Here is a 19,693-nt window from a genome sequence, read left to right as displayed (position 1 = left end):
GCTCCTTCGTAGGATGCCTGGACACTCAATCCTATCCGCAGCCGCTTTTCCGCCGGAGAAACTTCCCACTTATTCGGGCCAAACTGATAGTCATCCTGTGATATTCAAAGCCTTGCAGTGTAGTAAGCCTGCTGATTGAATGAGGGAACCGGAAATGGGGGCCCGGCACAACTTACTGACAAGGAGTGGCAACATGGGCATTATCGGATTTCTCATTTTGGGCCTGATTGCTGGAGCCATTGCAAAGGCCATCCTGCCGGGCCGTCAGGGCGGCGGCTGGGTGATCACCATGGTCCTCGGCGTCGTCGGGGCCATCCTGGGCGGCTGGATCGGATCGCTGATTTTTGGCGGCGGACTGGCCGACTTCTTCGACCTCCGGACCTGGCTGCTGGCCATCCTCGGCGCCATCATCGTGCTGCTGATCTACGGCCTCGTCACCAACCGCAGCGGCCGCAGGGTGTAGCTGCCTCCACATAAGTCACTGTTAAAAGGCGCCGGACTCCAAATGGAGGACGGCGCCTTTTACGTCTCCGGCGCCTGGCTGGGGCAAAACCAATTTGCAGTTCCCGGTACGCGCCCAATTACCCTCTACGGCATTTATGATTGCGAAGGGGTGGTGTGATGACCAATTTTCTGGGCCATGGCAACAATGTGGCATTACAAACTTTTGGCGTAGTCATGGATGCGAGCCCGGACGCGCTCCTGGCCCTGGGCGGCGACGGCACCGTCCTGGCAGCCAATGCCGCAGCGGCAAGGCTGTTCGGTGTGCAGCAGGACGCGTTCGCCGGCCTGGACCACCGCATGCTGATCGGAGAGGGCTGCCGCGACGAGGTGGCCCACCTGTTGCACCAGCTGCTCACCCAGCCGGAAGAGCACCCGCCGCCGCGGGAAATCACCGCTCTCAGGGGGGACGGAACGGAGTTTCCCGTCGAGGTGGCTGCCGCACTCCTCCCCCGCCAAGGATCGGTTGACGCTCCTGAAACTGCCCCTGCCGGCACGGCTGGCGCGCGGCTGCTGCTCTCCGCCCGCGGAACCGCACACCGCAAGGCAGCCGACGCCAACCTCCGCGAAGCCATGTCACTGCTGACGGCCACCCTTGAATCAACTGCTGACGGCATCCTGGTTATCGGCAATGACGGCAGCGTGGCCGGATTCAACGACCAGTTCCTCTCCATGTGGCGTATCCCGCCCGAGCTCATGGAAGGCGACAGCGAGGAACCGATAATGCAGGTCATCGTGGAGCAGGTGGCAGACCCCGTGGCCTTCACGGCCCGGCTGGGAGAACTTCAGGAGGACCCGGCCGCCGAAAGCCACGACGTTGTCGATTTCCGGGACGGCCGCACTTTCGAGCGGTATTCCCGCCCCCAACGGGTGGGCGAGAAGATCGTGGGCCGGGTGTGGAGCTTCCGCGATGTGACGCCCCGCCGTAAAGCACAGGAGCAGGCGCACCGGGCCATGATGGACCTCGCAGTCCAGGCGGAGAAGCTGCGGGCCATGGCGTTCCAGGACCCGCTGACCGGGCTCGCCAACCGGGCCGTGTTTAACGATGCCCTGGCCGAATCGCTGCAGGAACCGCGGCTGAAGACGGTGGACGTGCTGCTCCTTGACCTGGACGATTTCAAGGAAGTCAACGACATCCTTGGCCACCAGGCAGGCGACGACATGCTCATTGAAGTGGCCCGCAGGCTCCGTGGCTGTGTCCCGACGGCAGACGTCGTGGCCCGGCTGGGCGGCGACGAGTTCGTGGTGCTCCTGACTGCCTGCGCCGACGCCGATGAGATCGCCGCGTGCATTGTGCGCTGCCTGCATGTCCCTGTCACCATCCGCGGTACCGTCCTCCGTCCCAGCCTGAGCCTGGGGCTCGCCTCCCTGGGCCAGGACAGCGTGGGCCCTTCCGAATTGCTGCGGCACGCGGACATTGCGATGTATGCGGCCAAGGCTGCGGGCAAGAACCGCTTCCTGCGCTTCCACCCGGACATGATGCAGGCCCTGGTCCAGCGGACGCATATGGAGAGCGGGCTGCAGCTGGCCGTTCCCCGCGGCGAAATCACCGTGGACTTCCAGCCGATCGTCTCGCACCGCATGGGCCAGGTGGTCCAGCTGGAGGCGCTGGCCAGGTGGGACCGGGGCGGCGAGCGGGTGCCGCCGTCGATCTTTATTCCGCTCGCCGAGCGCACCGGGCTGATCGGCGAGATCGGGGCCGAAGTAATGGCCACCGGAATGGTGCAGCTGGCGCGGTGGCTCAGCGGGGACCCGTCGCGGTCCCTGGCGGTGAATGTCTCCGGTGTGCAGCTGCAGGAACCGGACTTCGCCGAGAGTGTCCTGCGGCTGGCGGAAGCCAGTGGCGTGGCGCCCTACCAGCTGGTCCTGGAAGTTACCGAGAGCGTTTTCTTCGACGCCGACTGCAGCCTGATTCAGCAGCTCAGCACGCTGCGCGGTGCAGGCGCCCGGGTGGCGCTGGATGATTTTGGCACCGGCTATTCCTCGCTGGGCCGTCTGCAGGACCTGCCCGTGGACACGGTCAAGATCGACAAGACCTTCGTGTCCATGGTGCGGACCGGCAACGAGCGGCTGCCCATCCTGAGTTCCATGATCAACATGGCCCACAGCCTGGGGCTGACCGTGACGGCGGAAGGGATCGAGACGGCGGCGCAGGCGGACTACCTGACGGCGCTGGAGTGCGATTCGCTGCAGGGCTACCTGTTCTCACTGCCGGAGCCAGGTGAGAGGCTTGGCCAGGCGTTGCACCATGCGGAAGAGGCCCTCAACGCCTTGAAGGGCAGGTAGGCAGGGGCCCCGTGCATGGGCTGCTTTCGCCTAGGCTGCTTCCTGGCGGCCGGGCCGCTGCGGCTTTGCGGGCGCAGACTGGGAGACCTTGGGCTGGGCGGGCTGGGAAGCTTCCCCGGCGCCGGCAGAAGGGTCGACGGCGCCCGCGGGCTTAGCGGCAGGGGCGGCAGCGCGGTTGCGGCGCCAGCGGCGGACCAGGTCGACGGCGGCGAGCAGCCCCGCGAGGGGGGTCAGCACAGCTGCCGCGTAGACGAACAGCATCCAGGTGAGGGTGGTCAGCGGCGGCTGGTTGTTGTTGAGCAGCGACAGGCCGCCCAGCATGGCGACGACCCAGAACAGCAGGACAGCCGTCAACACCGCGCCGGCAGGGAAATACTGGTTGGTCACGACTTTTTTCAGGTTTTCCATGCACTTCCTCCTGCCTGGCCGGGGGGACGGCGAAAGCCGTTCAATGACAAGTATGGGCCCCGGCGGGCAGGAAACTGCGCAAGACGACACGGCGAGTGATGAAGCTAACGCGACTGCCCGCCGTCGTACGGATTCCGGCGCTGAAACCGCCGTCCGAAACCCTTCCCCCGGACGGAGCCGGCCGCATACCGTAATGCCTGTCCGCTCATTATTTGGAGGGTCCCATGCGCAAAGTCACTGCCGGCCTGTTCCACTCCGTGGACGGCGTGGTGTCCGAACCTTTCAAGTTCCAGTTCGACAGCTTCGACGAGGAGCTCGGCCAGGGCCTGACACGGATGATGAACACCGTGGACACGGTGGTCCTTGGCCGCGTCAGCTACCAGGAGTGGGCCGGTTACTGGCCGAATGCCTCAGCAGACCAGGACTTTGCCGCCTTCATCAACCCCGTGGAGAAGTTCGTTGCCTCACGCACGCTGACAGGGCCGCTCGAATGGCAGAACTCGCAATTAATGGACGCGCCGCTTCAGGAATTCGTGGCCGGCTTGAAGGAGCGCGACGGCGGTGAGATCGCCGTGTGCGGCAGCATCTCCGTGGTGCGGCAGCTGCTGTTCGCCGGGCTGCTGGACTCGCTGCAACTGATGACGCACCCGGTGATCGCCGGCAGCGGCCGGCGGCTGTTCGAGGACGGCGACCCGCTGACCCGGCTGGTCCTGCAGGACCAGTCGACCACCAGCAAGGGCAACGTGCTGAGCACCTATGGGGTGCGCGCTGAGTAGCGGCGGGCCGGTGACTTCCCGGCCGCTGACCGGGTCACTGGCCGGTGACTTCCCGGCCGCTGACCGGGTCACTCCCAGGGCGCCGCATTCGCCCTCGGGACACCCGATGAACCCTCCGACACCGTGGCACCGTCCGGCTGGGGCAAGTGTGCGTGGCCTTGTTGGAGCACCTCGGTGGCCACATGGGCCAGGGTATCGGCTTGGCCAGCCGCCCATTCAGAGGAAAAACGGACCTGCCCGGTATTGGCGTATGCCTTTCCAATCAGTTCATCCACCCGTCGGCGTTCAGGTTCATCCAAGGTGACCCCACGGTCCGCTCGGTGGGCGTCAGCCACGGCTAAAAGCCGGATGGCGGACGCTGCGCGGCTCTTGGAGAGGTAGACCCCGGCCAAGGACTCCAGGATGCCGGCCAGGACGCCCATGGCTCCAAGTTTCAGGGCTGCGGCTACCGCCTCGGTCAGCAACCGCTCGGCAGAGTCAAAGTCGCCGTCGTGTTCCAAGCTCTCGGCCAGGTTGGTCAGGACAACACATTGCAGCGCGCCGTCGCCGATGGGCCGGGCGAGGACGGCGCCGCGGCGGCACAACTCGAGCGACCGTGCGTAATCGCCGCGATAGAACGCAAGTCGCGAAAGAATAACTAAGGCCCCAACTTTGGTTCGGTCCGTCGCATCAGGAGCAGTGAACGCCTCCCATGCGAGGTGTTCGGCTTTCTCCGCCTCGTTGCTTTGCGCGGCCTGGACCGCCAGGCACATGGCGGACCAGGCCGCGCCCTGGCGGTTGCCCGCCCTCCGGAACATGTCCCGTGCCCGTCCGTGGAATTCCGCGGCGAGGCGGTTCTTCCCCAGGGTCCAACTCAGGGTGGCGGCACCACTGAGGGCCGGCGCGAGCAGTCCCGGTGCTGCATCCGGCGCACTATTCACCAGGTCCACTGACACCTCGTGCTGCTCGGCGACATCCCCGGTCAACTCCCAGAAATGCCAAAGGTGCCCTACCAGGCCCAGTGCTACATCGGACGAACCGTCCGGTCCGGCCGCCCAGAGGAGCGCGGCCCGGAAGTCGGCTGCGTCGGCTTGCATGTGATGGAGGGCCTGCAACTGGGCGCTCCCCCACAACACCGGGGCATGCTCCTTTGCCACGCCCAGGTAATAGTCGGCATGGCGGGCCCGCAGGGCAGCGGCGTTGGGGTCACGGTCAAGGCGCCGGCGGGCAAATTCACGGATCGAGTGCAGCATGGCTACGCGTTCCTGACCGCCGGGATCCGAATAACGGCGCAGGAGGCTGTGCTGAACAAGCCCTGCCAAGCGGTCAGTCACGTCGGCCGTGCCTGGCGTGCCGGTCCCACTGATACTGACGATGGCCGGCACCGACGGGTTGGCAGCAAAAACGCCCATCTGGTCGAACAGCTGCCGCTGGTCCTCCGCCAACAGCCGGTAACTCCAGTCGATCGTGGCCGTCAGCGTCCTTTGCCTTTCCGGAACGTCCCGGAACGCTCCGGGCAGGGCCGCCCGGCTTATTTCCAGATCCTTCAGCAATGCGTCTTCACTGCGGCGTCCGAGTTGGGCGGCAGCAAGTTCTATGGCCAATGGGAGCCCGTCCAGTTGGTGGCACAACCGGGTCAAAACGGCTGCGTTGCCGGCACCGACGTCGAAGCGGTAGCGGACCGCCCGTCCGCGCGCCAAAAGCAGCTTCACGGACGGAATTTCCCTGAGAAGGTTGGGCGGCAGGACGGGATCCAGCGGAGGCAGGGGAAGTGGCGCCAGTTCGTACTCATACTCGGGCCGCAGGCCCAGGCGCCTGCGGCTGGTGGCAAGGATGCGCAGGTCAGGTGCCGCTGTGAGCATGTCCATCACCACAGGCCAGGCCCCCTCCAAATGCTCGAAGTTGTCCAGCACCAGCAGCATGCGGCGGCTCCTGAGGAAGCGGGAGGCGGTCTTCAGCGGGTCTTCGCCCGCAAGGTCTCCCAGTCCGAGGGATAAGGCCACTGCCGACGGGACCTGGGCCGGATGGGTGAGGGTGGCCAGACTGACCCAGCCCACGCCGTCCGCCATATTTTGGCCCAGTTTCGACGCGGCTGCGAGCGCCAGGCGCGTCTTTCCTGTCCCGCCCGGTCCGGTCACAGTGACCAGCCTGCAGCCGTCCGAACGGTAAAGGGAACAGACTTCACCTAGCTCCGTCTCGCGGCCGATCAGCGGTGTTACAGAGGCGGGAAGATTGTTCAGCCGCTCCCGCGCACGGCGCCTTAAGTCCGCGGCAGCTGGATCCAGGGAGGCGTCCTGCCGCAGGACCATACTTTCAAGCGTCCGCAAATGGCCGGAGAGTTCGATGCCGAGATCGCGGACAAAGAGATTTCTGGCGGAGCGGCAGGCGGCAAGCGCCTCGGCCTGCCGGCTGCACCGGTACAGGGCAAGCACCAGCAAAGCCCACAGCCGCTCCCGATAGGGGTGCTGTGAGGTGAGGAGCTTCAGTTCGTCGACGACGTCCGGTTCCCTGCCGAGCAGGATTTCCGCATCCAGGAGATCCTGGTACGCGTTCAACCTCGATTCCTCAAGCGCGTCCACCTCAGGGCGCAGCATTTCCAGGTCGGCAAGGTCCGGAAAAGCAGGCCCGCGAAACAGCTGGATGGCATTCCTGAGGTGCCGGGCGCCGTCGGCCAGTTCTCCGGCCTGGACCGCCTGCCGTCCGGTATCCACGTGCCTCCGGAACTGCAGGAGATCAAGTTCCTCGTCGCCAACAACAAGACTGTAACCACCGGGCCTGCTGGGCAGATACCGCGACGGGACGCCCCGCACGCGGCCCGGTTCAAGCATGCTGCGGAGGTTGGCCAGGTACACCTGCAGCTGCGGTCCAGGTTGCGACGGCGGACGCTCACCCCACACAGCGTCCGCCAGGAAATCAGTGGATACCAGGGTGTTGGGCCGCAGGGCGAGGCAGGCCAGCACAATCCGCAGCTTTCCGGCCCGCACGGCAACCGGCATTCCGCCGGCAACAATCTCCAGAGGTCCCAGGACCCTGATCTGCAATGCCACCATCACACGGCCATCCTCCGAGCGGACCGCCGTGCCGGACCTGACAAGTCCGGCGCCGGCGTTTCATGCCTGCCAGCGACCCCAGCGCCTGCCCGGGATGCGCCACTTGTGGGTCACATCAACCCCATCATGCTCCTCCAGTCCGAAGTCCACCAGAGCGCATCCGCAATTAAGGATTGTTTAAGGCGCGGGCGGGACTGTTGGTATGCCCAAACCGGATGTAGTGAAAGGAAGAACCGATGAACACCAAGAGCATGACGCACGGCCTGGCCCTCTCTGGCCTGGTACTGGGATCCGTCATTGCGGCGGCGCAGCCGGCAACAGCTGCAGCCGTACCCGGTCCGATCGATGTGTCATTTCCCGTGTCGTGCCCCGGCTTCGAGGCAACTTTGTCGGCCCAGGGCAAGTTGGGGGTAATTGACCTGCCGGGGGGACGCCAGTTCATTACCGGACCCAACCTGAAGGCCACCGTCACCGGTCCGGGGGGCTCGGTCAGCTATGTCATCACCGGCCTCACCAAGATTCAGAACTTGTCCGACGGTGGCCAGTTCGTCACAGCGACTGGCGCGAACCTCATTACCGTTCCTGAGGCAAACGGACATCCCGCCGGGCTCTACTTCACGAGAGGAACGGTGAGTTGGACGCTCAACGCTGATGGTTCGGAGAGGGGCGGCAAGTTCACCGGCTCAGGCACAGTGACGGACGTGTGCGCTGCAGTCGCGTAACCCAGCACGCGGGTCACCGCTGGCCGCGTTTGCTTTACGCGGCCAGCGGCACCCCGAAAAGCTCCTCCACGAGCCGGGGCAGGTGGTCAGGGATATCCGCCTCCGCCCCGTGGTCACCGCGGCCCAGGAAGACTGCGGTGCCCCGGATTCCGCCAAGGTCCAGCCCGCATTCGTGCATCAACTGCCCCGCCCGGAAGTTGACCGGCAGGAGCATGGTGACGCTTTCCGCGTTGAGATAGACATGCCAGTCGCCGCGGATTACCGACTCCAGCGGGCCGCCCACCAAGGCTTCCAGGGCCTGCGGGTCCGCTTCAACCTGCGCGATGCGGATGGGCTCGGACGTGCTCGCCGGTACTACGAGTGCTGTGTAAGTTCTGCTGTTCATCGTTCGTCTCTCCATAGGTCTTAACACTTGGGGAGACGGCCGTGTTCCCGGAACGGGCTTACCGGTAGCGCGGGCTAGGCCTTGCCGGCCACGCCGGCCAGCGCCGCAATATCCCGAGGGGTGGTCCGGCAGCAGCCGCCCACGATGCGCGCGCCGAGCGTCCCCCATTCGGCGGCACCCCGGGCAAGGTTTGCCGGGCCCGGGCCGCCGGCAGATGCATGGTCCCGGCTCCATGTCTTAGTCCCGGGATCGTAGGCTTCACCGGAATTGGGGTAGGCCACCAAGGGCTTGTCCGTGTGCAGGCGCAGGGCTGCGAGCGCGGGACCAACCAGGTTGAGCGGGACGCAGTTCACGCCCACCGCGGCGACGTGCGGCTGCCCGTCAAGATACCGTGCCACCTCGGCGAGCGGAGTTCCGTCACTGATGTGGCCGCCGTCGCGCAGGGAGAAGGAAAACCAGCTGCCGACGCCGTGTTCCCGGCCAAGTGCCGCCAGCGCCTCCGCCTCGGCGAAGGAGGGCAACGTTTCCATCGCCAGGACGTCGACGCCGGCATCCACCAGCGCGGCGATCCGGGGCGCGTGGAAGTCCCGGAACTCCTTTGCGGTGAGGACGTAGTCCCCCCGGTACTCCGAACCGTCGGCAAGGTAGGCGCCGAATGGCCCGACGGAACCGGCAACGAGCAGCGCTCCGGCATCAGGATGCTCCGCCAGATGTTGCCCCCGCGCTTCGTCCGCCAGGCGGACGGAGAGGGCAACCAGCTCCAAGGCTTCCTGTTCACTTAAGCCTCGTGCCGCAAATCCCTGCGGCGTCGCCTGATAGCTCGCAGTGGTCGCGATGTTGGCCCCCGCCGCGAAATAGTCGCGGTGCACCTCCCTGATCAGGCCCGGCTGTTCCAACAGGACCTTTGCGGACCACAGGGGGTCATTCAGGTCGCAGCCGCGGCGCTCAAGTTCGGTGGCCAGGGCGCCGTCGGAGACCACCGTTGCGTCCTGCGACAGGAGGCTGGACAGGTGTGCGGTGCGGGACATGCAGGCTCCAAACTATGTGACGTGGTGGTCAATCATCATTATATGCAATTATGCATGCTTGTAATGCACATCACTATGTGCCACGATGGCAGGCAACAACGAGCCACCATAGGAGGACCGCACGTGCGTGTGCAGCTCAATACAGTCCGTAAGCTTCGGGTGCACTGGCCCATCAGCACGGAAACTTTCACCCGCATAGCCTCAGGTCAGATCACGGCCCTCCACCAGGACCAGGGCCTGGCAGCGCTCCTGCAGGCCGTCGAGGAGTTCCACGACCTGGGCGACTTTGGAAACTACAAGCACGTCTTCGAGTCGGCCCTTGGACTGGAGGGGTTCACCTGCGGCGACGGCGCCGTACCCACGCTCGGCAATGTTGGTGAACGGACCGTTTCACCTACCTTCGTTTTCACCACCTACTTCGATGCCGCCCTAAACGACAGCGCTGTTGGGCAGTTCATGCAGAAGTTGATGGATATCCACCCTTGGGAGGTGCCCGTCATTGAAGTGTCAGGACCCATGAGCGTCTCCGGCAGCATCAGCACCAACGACCGCTCCGGCGCGGCGGCATGATGACCCGGACCGCCACCAGCCTCTGGCCCGCGCTTCAGTCCGCCCTGGCCGGCAGGACTTTCACCGATCTCACCCACGCCTTCCACCCGGGCCAGCCGCACTTCCCCGCGTTCCCCGACGAAACCAGGGAAGCGATCTTCGATCTCGAAAAAGGTGACGGATTCACGGCCCACCGGTATTCGATCGTTGGCCAGTGGGGAACGCACGTGGACCCGCCGTCACACTTCATCCGCGGCGGCCGCACCCTGGACCAAATTCAAGTGCAGGAGATGCTCCTGCCGCTGGTGGTCCTGGACATCACCCACCGCGTTGACGGCGATCCGGACGCGACCCCCACTTTGGAGGATGTGCGGGAATGGGAAGAACGGAACGGCACGATTCCCGCCGCTTCATTCGTAGCGCTCAGGACCGGATGGAGCCGGCGCTGGCCGGACAGCGAGGCCATGGCCAACAGGGACGCGGAGGGCGTCAGCCACACCCCCGGCTGGTCCCGTGAGGTCCTCACCTTCCTCCTCGAGGAGCGGTCAGTGTCTGCCATCGGGCACGAGCAGACGGACACGGACCCGGGCCTGGCAACCTCCGGCGGGGACTTCGCACTCGAAACCTACGTCCTCGCCCAGGACCGCTGGCAGATCGAACTGCTGGCGGATCTCACCGGCCTGCCCGAGTCGGGCGCCGTAATCGTCGCCAGCTGGGCCAAGCCGCGCGGAGGAAGCGGATTTCCCGCCCGCGTGTTCGCCATCTCCTGACCGCAGGAGACCGTCACTTAGACTCGGACCATGTCGAAGACTACGAGCATGGGGCGGGGAGTTGCGGCCGTCCTGGCTGCCGGGGAGCGCCACACCCGCGGCCTCCCCGGCGGAACGGTGGCCGAGATCGCTGCCGACCTTGGCCGGGACCGCAGCCAGGTCTCACGCAGCCTGCGGACCGCGGAGCAGGAAGGCTTCCTGCGCAGAACGCCCCAACGCACCTTTGCCGTCGACTGGAGCATCCTCACTGATGCCCACCTGCTGACCCAGCGCCGGCTGCATACTGACGGAATGGCCGCTTTGGACCGCCTCTCGAGCCAAACCGACGAAGGATGTTTCCTGGGCGTCCTCAACGGGGAGAGCACCGTGACCGTGGGTGAAAGCATCCCCGCGAGCACCAAGATCGTGGGGTCGTGGCTGGGCCGGCCTTACCCCGCCTACTGCAGCGACGCCGGACAGGCTCTTCTCTGGGAGTCCTCAGCCACTGAGATCCGGCAGGTCTTTGCGAAGGTGGATTTCGTCCGGCACGGCCCCAATACGCCGGCCGACGTCGACGATTTCCTGGAACGGCTCGAAGCCGCGCGGGTGCGCGGATACTCCATTGTCGACGAGGAAGCGGAGCCGGGGCTTTACTCGTTGGCCGTTCCCGTCCGGGACTTTAGGGGTGAAGTGGTGGCCGCCCTCCAGGTGGTGGGCCCCAAGAGCCGGCTCGAGCCGCGGCGACTGCAGCACGCGGGAAAGCTGGTTGCCCAGGGGCAGTGGCTTGAGGCCATGCTCGGGTGCCCCTCAGCCAGCATCCGGCCGTAGGCGTCCGCCGTCGTTCATGCGTCAGGTTTCAGGATCGGGATGGGCGGATCCTATCCTGGCGGCAGCTTGGCGAATGCGGCCCGCCAACTCCCCTGCGTCAGGCCCGACCTCGGCCAGGCTGCCCAGGACACTCAGCGAGGCCAGGATGCTGCCCTGCGCGTCCCGTACGGGAACAGCCACTTCCACAACGCCGTGTTCGAACTCCTCCACGGCAGCAACGAACCCTTGGTTTTTGTCCCTGGCCATCAGCTCCCAGGTTTCCTCCGTGGAGTGCGCAGCCCCGGGGCCACCGACGCCGATAAAATTCACATCGGACAGCAAGGCCTCAAAAGCACGCTGCTTATGGTCCCAAAGCAAGGCCCGTCCCGCTCCGGTGCACCAGACGGGCGTCACCATGCCAGGCTGCACGAAGCTCCCGGTGCGTGAATCGTTGCTGGATGCCAGAAGGAGGATGACGCGAAAACCGTCGCGGACGCTGACCCGCGAACGAAGGCCGGTGGCAGCCACCAGCGCCTCCAGTTCGGCTCCGGCGTTGCGTATCCAGCCATTGTTGAGCGAGCCGGCAAGGCCGAAGAAGCCCCGCCCCACCCGAAACGGACCACGTTCGCGGCGCTCCAAAAGGCCAAGATCGCAGAGCTCCTGCGTCAGCCGAGACACCCGGCTCTGGTCCATGTCCAGCTCCGCCGCCAGCTGCGATACACCCAGGAGTTGTTTGCCGGTCTTTTCCCGGTCCACCACCACCCGCACAATGCGCAGTCCCTGCGCCAGCGATGACACCTCCGGGGAGTTATCCATCCTTGCTGCTCCTTCCGACCGGCAACCAGCCTATCTTCACACGCGTCTTCACGCGGGCGGATCCCTGGTGGGACGGACGCCCCCGCGTGGCCGGGCGCAAGTGTGGCCTGGCACGGACGGCATGAGCCGCCGCACCAGGCCACGCTAAGGCTCCAGCCCTACGTCGTGGCGGTACGGGCCCTGCGTCCGTACCGGATGAAGAAGTAGCCGTAGCAGGCTGCGACGAAAGGTACGCCGAAGTACAACGCTGCGACTTGGGCGGGGTCCAGGGCGATGCCGACGAGGGAGATCAGGCAGAGGGCGAACGCCAGGATGGGAACCAGCGGGAAGAGCGGGGCCCGGTACGCAAGCGCAGCGACGTCACCGCCGTTCCTGACAAACGCGCGCCGGTGGAAGAAGTGCGATGCAGTGATGGACATCCACACACCCACCACCGCGAAGCCGGCCACTGACACCAGTGCCAGGTAGACGGTCTCCGGAGCGACCACGCTGCTGATGAGGGATGCCAGCCCCCCGAGCATGCTCACGGACAGTGCGGTCATGGGGATGCCGCGACGCGTCAGTTTCTTCAGTGCCTGCGGTGCATGGCCCTCGTCGGCGAGGGAGTACAGCATCCTGGCGCAGGAGAACAATCCGCTGTTTCCCGCTGAGAGCAGCGCCGTGATGATGACGAAGTTCATCAGGTCCGCGGCGAACGGAACGCCGGTGGCTGAGAAGACCGTGACGAACGGGCTCTCATCCAGCCCCACTTCCTGGTAGGGGATGGTTGCGGCAATGACGGCGATTGCACCGACGAAAAACACCAGCAGGCGGATCACGGTGCTCCGCATCGCCTTGGGGATGCTGGTGGCTGGGTCCTTGGTCTCCCCGGCGGCCACACCGATCAGTTCGGAGCCGGAAAACGCATAGAAGACCGCGAGCGCCGTGACGAGAACACCCGTGAATCCGTTGGGAAACAGTCCGCCGTCAGTGCTGAAGTTTTCAAAGAGGAAGGGATGGCTGCCTGTTTCACTGAGCGGGTGAAAGCCCAGGAGTGCCGCACCGCCCAGGACGATGAGCGCGATGATCGCCCCGACCTTGACGATGGCGAACCAGAACTCCGACTCGCCGAAGAACTTTGACGACACGGCATTCAGGCTGAACAGCGTGCCCGCGAAGACAAGGCACCAGACCCACACGTCGACGGCGGGGAACCATCGCTGCATCAGCAGGCCCGAGGCAGTGAATTCGGACCCGATGGCCACCGCCCAGCACAGCCAGTACAGCCAGGCTGTTGCGAAACCGGTGGCAGGACCGATGGACCGGGCAGCGTAGATATGGAACGCGCCGGAGACGGGGTAGGCGATGGCGAGCTCGCCGAGGCAAGCCATCACCAGATACACGACAAAGGCGCCCACCAGGTAGGCAAGCACGGCCCCGAGGGGACCGGCCTGGGAGATGGTGTAGCCCGAACTGAGAAAGAGTCCGGACCCGATCACGCCGCCCATGGCGATCATGACCAGATGGCGGGGACCCATGGAGCGGCGGAGTCCCGATTCCGCCGCAGGAGGTGCTCCCGGTTCCGGCTTGAGGGTGAGGGGGGTCGAAGTTTCCAAAAGATGCCTCCAAGGGGGAAAGGGGTGGGACGGAAGGCCACAGTTCGCCTGAGTGTCCGAGAGGAGATGTGAGCGCGTCGACAGTGATGAAAGTAACACAGGAGAAGCCTTTTAGTCACCAAAGTCATATTGAGATGCGAATATTGCACGTTTACTACGCAGACCCCATATGTCGATACGGCAGGCCAATGGTCGATATGCCCGGCTGATAGTGCGTTTGGACATACAGGGACGGACACCACATGGGCCCACGATTGGAACACCCAATCACTACAGCCAAGGAGCACCATGACCACCTACAACATCGCGCTGATCGGTTTCGGCGGCGTCAACAGGACACTCGCAGAACTTATCGCCACCCGCGGCGATGGACTTCGCCACGAGCTGGGCTTCGGCTTGCGGGTGGTGGCCGTCACGGACCTCCGGCTCGGTTCACTGGCACGCGTCGAAGGAATCGACCTGGACATGGCCCTGCGGCTGGACCCCGGAACCGAGACCTTCGCAGCCTACGGGGGCTCGGCAGTGCCCGACAACGAGCACGTCATCAAGACGTGCCCCGCCGACATCATCTGCGAGGCGACGTTCACCAACCCCTCAGACGGTGAGCCGGCATCTTCCCATGTCCGCTGGGCCCTCGAAGCAGGCAAGAGCGTCTGCACCACCAACAAGGGCCCTGTCGCCCTGCACGGTGCCGAACTGGCCGGCCTGGCACAGCGGAATGGGCTGCACTTCGAATTCGAGGGCGCCGTGATGAGCGGCACCCCGGTCATCCGGCTTGCAAAGACACTGTTCCCCGGCCTCGCCCTGAACGGCTTCGAGGGCATCCTGAACGGCACCAGCAACTATGTCCTTGGCAGGATGGAAGAAGGCCTCAGCTTTGACGAGGCGGTCCGAGAGGCCCAACAAATGGGTTACGCCGAAGCCGATCCAAGCGCTGACGTCGAGGGCTACGACGTCCAGCTCAAGGTCCTGATCCTGGCCAATGAACTGCTGGGCGCGGACCTCAGCCTTGCCGACGTAGAGCGCCAGGGGATGTCGACAGTAACCCCAAAGGACCTCAGCAGGGCCAAGAGCGAGGGCCGGCGATGGAAACTGGTGGGCTTCGCGCAGCGTAACCCGGACGGCACAGTCAGCGCCGGGGTTGCCCCCGCGGCGCTCCCGCTCGACCATGGGCTGGCGGGAGTTTCCGGCGCCAACAATGCCGTGTCCTTCAACACGGACCTCCTGGGCCCGGTTACTGTTTCAGGTCCCGGGGCGGGACGGATCGAGACGGCATACGCCCTGCTGTCGGACATCATTGCCATGCACGGCGCGCGGATGCGGGAAACCGTCGATGCGTGAATCGACGCTGGCACTGGTGAGCGGGATCCTGCCCGCCTTCCGCGATGTGCTGAACCCCTACGACGGCATGATTGTTGGCGCAGTCGCCCTGACCTCGCCGGAGGCCGTGGATGCGGTCATCTCAACGGCCCGGGACGGGGCCGTACAGGCGCGGGCGCTGTCCCGCCACAAGCGCGGGATGCTTCTCGATGACGCAGCCACGGTAATTGAGGCGCGCCGCGAGGACTTCGCCCGGACCATCACGGCCGAGAGTGGGAAGACCATCCGGCAGGCGCGCAAGGAAGTCCTCCGGGCGGTCAACACCCTGCGGTTGTCCGCGGCCGAGGCGCGCAGCAATGCCGGGGAGACGGTGCCTTTTGACTCCTATGAGGGCTCGGAGGACCGTATTGGCTGGTACACCCGCGAACCCCTGGGCATCATCGCGGCCATCACGCCCTACAACGACCCGCTGAATTTGGTGGCCCACAAGGTCGGCCCCGCCATTGCCGGGGGCAATGCCGTCATCCTCAAGCCGTCCGCCTCGACCCCGCTGTCAGCCCAAATGCTGGCAGACGTCCTCACCGAAGTGGGCCTGCCCAGCGGCGTGCTCAACGTGGTCCACGGGGACCGGGAGGTGGCCGAGGCGATCGTCAAAAGCCGGGAGGTCCGGATGGTGTCCTTCACCGGCGGGTTCTCCACCGGTGAAGCCATCGCGCGGACCGCCGGCCTGAAGAAGCTGGCCATGGACCTGGGCGGCAACGCGCCGGTGATCGTCATGGACGATGCCGACCTTCCGGCCGCCGTGGAAGCGTGCGTCTCGGGAGCGTTCTGGGCCGCCGGCCAAAACTGCGTGGGTGTGCAGCGCATCCTGGTGGCCGAGCCCTTGTACGCCCGGTTCCGCCGGCTCTTCCTTCAGGAAACCTCGCGCCTGGAAACAGGCAACCCGGCAGCGGAAAGCACCGATGTTGGCCCCATGATCAGCACGGCATCCGTGGAGTACCTCAAGGCGAAAATCGATGCGGCAGCCGCCGCGGGCGCCACCGTCCTGGCCGGCAACATCAGGGACGGCAATCTCTTCCAGCCCACGGTCCTGGAAAACGTGCCCACAGACAGCCGGCTGTGGAAGGAGGAGGTGTTCGGGCCGGTGGTCATGCTGCACCCCTTCGCGACCTTCGACGAGGCAGTCGAGGTGGCAAACGCCGTCGACTTCAGCCTGCATGCCGGCATCTTCACCCGCTCCCTGGACACGGCAATGCAGGCGGCCAGCCGAATCGACGCCGGCGGGGTCATGGTCAACGACTCCTCGGACTACCGCTTCGACGGCATGCCGTTCGGTGGATCCAAGTACGGCAGCATGGGCCGCGAAGGCGTCCGGTTCGCCTACGAGGAGATGACCCAGCCGAAAGTTGTCTGCATAAAGCGCTAGGGGAAGGGAAGGGTCCTTGCCCTTCCCTTCCCAGGCACATTCCCTCCCAGCAGGAAGAACCCATGAAAGACCGCATCGAGATAGATACGCTGGGGCCAGTCGCTGTGCCGGCCGGCGCCTATTGGGGCGCCCACACCATGGTCCTGATCGCCGCCGCGGTCACGGGCGCTGGAGCCCCGTCTGGGGGCGGGGCCCGGTTCTAGGTTGGCAGCACAGCGGTTGCCCGCCGGACATAGTTGGACAGTGTCATTGCCGTGACGGTATCTGCCACGCCGGGAGTGGCTGCTATCTGCTCCCAAATCTCCTGGATACGCTCAAGGGACCGCGCCTCCACCCGCACCAACAAGTCGAAGTCACCGCTGACCACATCGCAAAGAACAACCTCGGGGATCGATTGCAGCAAAGCGATGACATCCGCGCCGCGCACCCTGTCCTTCCGGTAGACCATCAGGAACGCGGACACAAGTCCCTGTCCGGGCGCACCGGCCACCACCGTGTAGCCCTGGATATATCCCTGCCGCTCCATCCGGTCAATGCGTTGGCGCACCGCGTTCCGGGACAAGAGCACCTTGGCAGCCAGCTCCGCATGGCTGACACGGGCGTTGCGCGTCAGCTCCGCCAGGATGCTCTGATCGATCCGATCAAGACTTGCCCGCTCCATGTCCACCCTTCACCGCATCAAATCCCACCAGCAGACACGAGCCGGCCCGGCTCCAGAACGAAAGCACAAACAGATGATACTTCGACGCCGGCTTTCCCTAAGCCGCACACCGGCCTTCAGCTGCGTGCTGTTCGATATGGACGGGACACTCCTGGACTCGGCCGCAGGCGTCACGGCCAGTGCCGCCCGGGCGCTCGCCGCCGTGGGGGTGCCCGTTCCTCCCGGCCCCCAGTTGCTCCGGTTGGTGGGCCCTCCCATGATCGAATCCTTCAGGGAGTATTTGGGACCTGACGAAGCCCTTGCCCGACTGGCCCTGAAGCACTACCGGCGGGCACATGCGGAACACGGCGCATCCCAATCGGTTCCGTACGCGGGTATTGCCGAACTTCTGGAACGGCTGCATTTCGCGGGCGTTCCCATGGCGGTGGCAACGTCCAAAGCCGAAGACCAGGCCCTCCGAATGGCCCGCCGCTTTGGCATGGACCACTACTTCGTCAGCATCTGCGGCGCATCGGACCAGGAAGCGAGATGGACAAAGGCAGACGTCATAGCCGCACTGCTGCCCGAATTGGCCGCCGCGGGCGTGGACGTGTCCCGCCCGCTCATGGTGGGTGACCGGAGTTACGACGTAGCGGGGGCCGCCAGTCACGACATACCCGTTGCCTTCGCAGCCTGGGGTTACGGCGCCGCAGGTGAGGAAGCCGGTGCCGCCTTTATCGCTCCGTCCCCCGCTGCCGTGCTCCCTGCCGTCCTGGGCTGAAGGTCCTGGCCCTGAAGGTACGACCGCTAGGACTCAAGCAAGTGCCGGCGTCGTACCCTTCCGAGGGCGGCAGGGAAAGCGACCGGGTAAACTTGTCCAGTCATGCACTGTTCCTACTTTGATGCCGGCGTCTGCCGCTCCTGCACCCACATGGGCAGGCCCTACGGCGAACAACTGGCCGGCAAGCAGCTGCATTGCCAGGCCCTCCTCGCGGGGCACGCGGAACTGGAATGGCTTCCACCGGTGGCAAGCCAGGAGTCCGGATTCCGCAACAAGGCCAAGATGGTGATCGGCGGGACGGCGCAGAACCCCACCATTGGAATCCTCGACGCCGACGGCCACGGCGTGGACCTGCGCAAGTGCGGCGTCTGCTCCCCCGGCCTGCGGGCCGTCTTCCCGGTCCTGGCCACCTTCATCCGCCGGGTCCGCCTGACACCCTATGACGTTCCACGCCGGACCGGCGAGCTCAAGCACGTCATCATCACCGAGTCCCCCGACGGGGAGGTCATGCTCCGCCTGGTCCTGCGATCGGAACAGGTAGTGCCGCGCATCCGGAAGCACCTTCCGGACCTGCAGACCGCCCTGCCGCAGGTCAAGGTGGTCTCCGTCAACCTTCACCCGGAACACAAGGCGGTGCTGGAAGGCGACCAGGAGATCCTGCTGACGGAGCAGTCCACCCTGAACATGCAGGTCAATGACATCAACCTGCACCTCCGCCCGCAGAGCTTTTTCCAGACCAACACGGACATGGCCGCGGCGCTCTACCGGCAGGGGCGCGAGTGGGTCAACGAACTGGCCCCGGCCTCGGTGTGGGACCTGTACTGCGGCGTAGGCGGCTTCGCCCTGCACAGCGCCGCCCCCTCCCGCACCGTCACAGGCATTGAAACCAGCAGCGAGGCGATCGCCTCCGCCCGCCTCAGCAGTGACGAGGCAGGCCTGGAGGGCATGGAGTTCCAGGCCGGGGATGCCACCGCTTTTGCCCTCGCGGCGGAGCAGTCGCCGGACCTTGTCATCGTGAACCCACCCCGGCGCGGCATCGGGAAGGACCTGTGCGGCTGGCTGGAGTCCTCTGATGTGCGGCACGTGGTGTACTCCAGCTGCAACGCCCAGTCCCTGGCCCGTGACCTGGCCGCCCTGCCCTCCTTCACGGCGCGGCGGGCACGGGTCCTGGACATGTTTCCGCAGACCACGCACTACGAGGTGATGGTGCTCCTGGAGCGCGCCGGCTGATACAGCGTCGTTCAGAGGCACGCACGTTCCACGGCGGCCGCGCTGGCTTCCCGCCCGTCGGCCCGGAGCCCCGCCGCCACTCCTGCGGCGTCGGCGGCGGAGCGGTTCTGGCTCAGTTTTTCCTTCGCCTCGATCCGGGTGATCACCAGTTCCACCCCAACAATGGCGCGCAGCTGCCCGGCGATGAACGTCTCCGGGGCGTCGTCCACGGCCCACGGATCCTGGCGTCCGCCCTCGTGCAGGGCCGTCAGGTGCCGGACGTGCCGTGCCAGCCAGCCGGCGTCGTCATGGACCACCAGCTCCCCGTAGACGTGCGCGGTGCTGTAGTTCCAGGTGGGAACCACGCGGCCGTGCTCGGCCTTGGACGCGTACCACGACGGCGAGATGTAGTCGTCCGGGCCCTGGATGATGGCCAGTGCCTCGCCGAAGGGCACAGTGGACCACTGCGGGTTGTTGCGCGCCATGTGGGCCTGCAGTGCGCCGCGCTCCCCCGCCGCCGGGTTGAAGGCGAAGGGCAGCAGTGTTGCCATCAGGCCCTGGTCCGTCATGGTGACCAGGTTGGCGGCGCCGGGGCTCGCGAGGAGGTTCCGGATGGCGTCGGGTTGGGCAGCAAAGTGGGCGGGAATGTACACGGAGGAAGAACCT

General features: G+C 65.6%; 20 protein-coding genes. 12 read left to right on the top strand and 8 right to left on the bottom strand.

All coding sequences use genetic code 11. The features are described from left to right. Positions 1-193: 193 nt before the first annotated feature. Both ACTAQI_RS00970 and ACTAQI_RS00965 read left to right on the top strand, forming a co-directional pair. On the top strand, positions 194-463 hold the full coding sequence (locus ACTAQI_RS00970; RefSeq protein WP_457948912.1) for a GlsB/YeaQ/YmgE family stress response membrane protein: 270 nt from the start codon (positions 194-196) through the stop codon (positions 461-463). 158 nt (positions 464-621) lie between these two features. Further along, on the top strand, positions 622-2,787 hold the full coding sequence (locus tag ACTAQI_RS00965) for a putative bifunctional diguanylate cyclase/phosphodiesterase (protein ID WP_457948910.1): 2,166 nt from the start codon (positions 622-624) through the stop codon (positions 2,785-2,787). A gap of 30 nt (positions 2,788-2,817) precedes the next feature. Here ACTAQI_RS00965 and ACTAQI_RS00960 read toward each other — a convergent pair whose 3' ends face one another. Next, positions 2,818-3,195: a hypothetical protein gene (locus ACTAQI_RS00960; protein ID WP_457948908.1), complete on the bottom strand. Its 378-nt coding sequence runs from the start codon at positions 3,193-3,195 to the stop codon at positions 2,818-2,820. A gap of 224 nt (positions 3,196-3,419) precedes the next feature. Between ACTAQI_RS00960 and ACTAQI_RS00955 the strand changes: the two genes are divergently transcribed. Beyond that, positions 3,420-3,971, top strand: coding sequence for a dihydrofolate reductase family protein (locus tag ACTAQI_RS00955; protein WP_457948906.1), 552 nt, complete (start codon positions 3,420-3,422; stop codon positions 3,969-3,971). A 68-nt stretch (positions 3,972-4,039) separates the two neighbouring features. Here the strand turns inward: ACTAQI_RS00955 and ACTAQI_RS00950 are convergent, their stop codons facing one another. Beyond that, positions 4,040-7,000, bottom strand: coding sequence for a BTAD domain-containing putative transcriptional regulator (locus ACTAQI_RS00950; RefSeq protein ID WP_457950958.1), 2,961 nt, complete (start codon positions 6,998-7,000; stop codon positions 4,040-4,042). Between the two features lie 236 nt (positions 7,001-7,236). Here ACTAQI_RS00950 and ACTAQI_RS00945 point away from each other — a divergent pair, with 236 nt between their 5' ends. Beyond that, a complete protein-coding gene (locus ACTAQI_RS00945; RefSeq protein ID WP_457948905.1) occupies positions 7,237-7,722 on the top strand; it encodes a hypothetical protein in 486 nt (161 codons plus the stop codon). Between the two features lie 34 nt (positions 7,723-7,756). On the opposite strand, the gene ACTAQI_RS00940 is transcribed toward ACTAQI_RS00945, so the two are convergent. Both ACTAQI_RS00940 and mmuM read right to left on the bottom strand, forming a co-directional pair. Then, positions 7,757-8,107 carry a DUF3846 domain-containing protein gene (locus tag ACTAQI_RS00940; protein ID WP_457948903.1) on the bottom strand — a complete coding sequence of 117 codons (351 nt, stop codon included), beginning with the start codon at positions 8,105-8,107 and terminating at the stop codon, positions 7,757-7,759. A 74-nt stretch (positions 8,108-8,181) separates the two neighbouring features. Further along, on the bottom strand, positions 8,182-9,135 hold the full coding sequence (gene mmuM / locus ACTAQI_RS00935) for a homocysteine S-methyltransferase (protein ID WP_457948902.1): 954 nt from the start codon (positions 9,133-9,135) through the stop codon (positions 8,182-8,184). Between the two features lie 123 nt (positions 9,136-9,258). Here mmuM and ACTAQI_RS00930 point away from each other — a divergent pair, with 123 nt between their 5' ends. The 3 genes from ACTAQI_RS00930 to ACTAQI_RS00920 are packed head-to-tail and all read left to right on the top strand — an operon-like array spanning position 9,259 to position 11,261. Continuing rightward, positions 9,259-9,705 (top strand): hypothetical protein, encoded by a 447-nt coding sequence (locus ACTAQI_RS00930; RefSeq protein WP_457948900.1) that lies wholly within the window; start codon positions 9,259-9,261, stop codon positions 9,703-9,705. Further along, complete coding sequence (locus ACTAQI_RS00925) at positions 9,705-10,454, top strand: cyclase family protein (RefSeq protein ID WP_457950957.1); 750 nt, start codon at positions 9,705-9,707, stop codon at positions 10,452-10,454. The genes ACTAQI_RS00930 and ACTAQI_RS00925 overlap by 1 nt, the downstream gene beginning before the upstream one ends. 30 nt (positions 10,455-10,484) lie before the next feature. Continuing rightward, positions 10,485-11,261 (top strand): IclR family transcriptional regulator, encoded by a 777-nt coding sequence (locus ACTAQI_RS00920; protein ID WP_457948899.1) that lies wholly within the window; start codon positions 10,485-10,487, stop codon positions 11,259-11,261. Between the two features lie 21 nt (positions 11,262-11,282). Here the strand turns inward: ACTAQI_RS00920 and ACTAQI_RS00915 are convergent, their stop codons facing one another. Then, complete coding sequence (locus tag ACTAQI_RS00915; protein ID WP_457948897.1) at positions 11,283-12,056, bottom strand: IclR family transcriptional regulator; 774 nt, start codon at positions 12,054-12,056, stop codon at positions 11,283-11,285. Positions 12,057-12,214: 158 nt separating this feature from the next. Then, a complete protein-coding gene (locus ACTAQI_RS00910; RefSeq protein WP_457948896.1) occupies positions 12,215-13,651 on the bottom strand; it encodes an amino acid permease in 1,437 nt (478 codons plus the stop codon). Between the two features lie 288 nt (positions 13,652-13,939). On the opposite strand from ACTAQI_RS00910, the gene ACTAQI_RS00905 reads away from it, so the two are divergent. From ACTAQI_RS00905 to ACTAQI_RS00895, 3 genes are all read left to right on the top strand, one after another. Further along, the gene (locus tag ACTAQI_RS00905; protein WP_457948894.1) at positions 13,940-14,992 is read left to right on the top strand and encodes a homoserine dehydrogenase; all 1,053 of its coding nucleotides are present in this window, start codon (positions 13,940-13,942) and stop codon (positions 14,990-14,992) included. Then, on the top strand, positions 14,985-16,397 hold the full coding sequence (locus tag ACTAQI_RS00900; RefSeq protein ID WP_457948893.1) for an aldehyde dehydrogenase family protein: 1,413 nt from the start codon (positions 14,985-14,987) through the stop codon (positions 16,395-16,397). The genes ACTAQI_RS00905 and ACTAQI_RS00900 overlap by 8 nt, the downstream gene beginning before the upstream one ends. A gap of 62 nt (positions 16,398-16,459) precedes the next feature. Beyond that, entirely contained in the window at positions 16,460-16,600 is a 141-nt protein-coding gene (locus tag ACTAQI_RS00895) for a hypothetical protein (protein ID WP_457948891.1), read from the top strand. Here ACTAQI_RS00895 and ACTAQI_RS00890 read toward each other — a convergent pair. After that, positions 16,597-17,058: an Lrp/AsnC family transcriptional regulator gene (locus ACTAQI_RS00890; protein WP_457948890.1), complete on the bottom strand. Its 462-nt coding sequence runs from the start codon at positions 17,056-17,058 to the stop codon at positions 16,597-16,599. The genes ACTAQI_RS00895 and ACTAQI_RS00890 overlap by 4 nt on opposite strands. A gap of 73 nt (positions 17,059-17,131) precedes the next feature. Between ACTAQI_RS00890 and ACTAQI_RS00885 the strand changes: the two genes are divergently transcribed. Continuing rightward, entirely contained in the window at positions 17,132-17,818 is a 687-nt protein-coding gene (locus ACTAQI_RS00885; protein WP_457948889.1) for an HAD hydrolase-like protein, read from the top strand. 102 nt (positions 17,819-17,920) lie between these two features. After that, on the top strand, positions 17,921-19,048 hold the full coding sequence (rlmC, locus tag ACTAQI_RS00880) for a 23S rRNA (uracil(747)-C(5))-methyltransferase RlmC (protein ID WP_457948887.1): 1,128 nt from the start codon (positions 17,921-17,923) through the stop codon (positions 19,046-19,048). An 11-nt stretch (positions 19,049-19,059) separates the two neighbouring features. Here the strand turns inward: rlmC and ACTAQI_RS00875 are convergent, their stop codons facing one another. Further along, a complete protein-coding gene (locus ACTAQI_RS00875) occupies positions 19,060-19,680 on the bottom strand; it encodes an FMN-binding negative transcriptional regulator (protein ID WP_457948886.1) in 621 nt (206 codons plus the stop codon). Positions 19,681-19,693: the final 13 nt, after the last annotated feature.

This window comes from Pseudarthrobacter sp. alpha12b (assembly GCF_054130495.1).
This window is presented reverse-complemented; position numbering and strand designations above follow the sequence as displayed.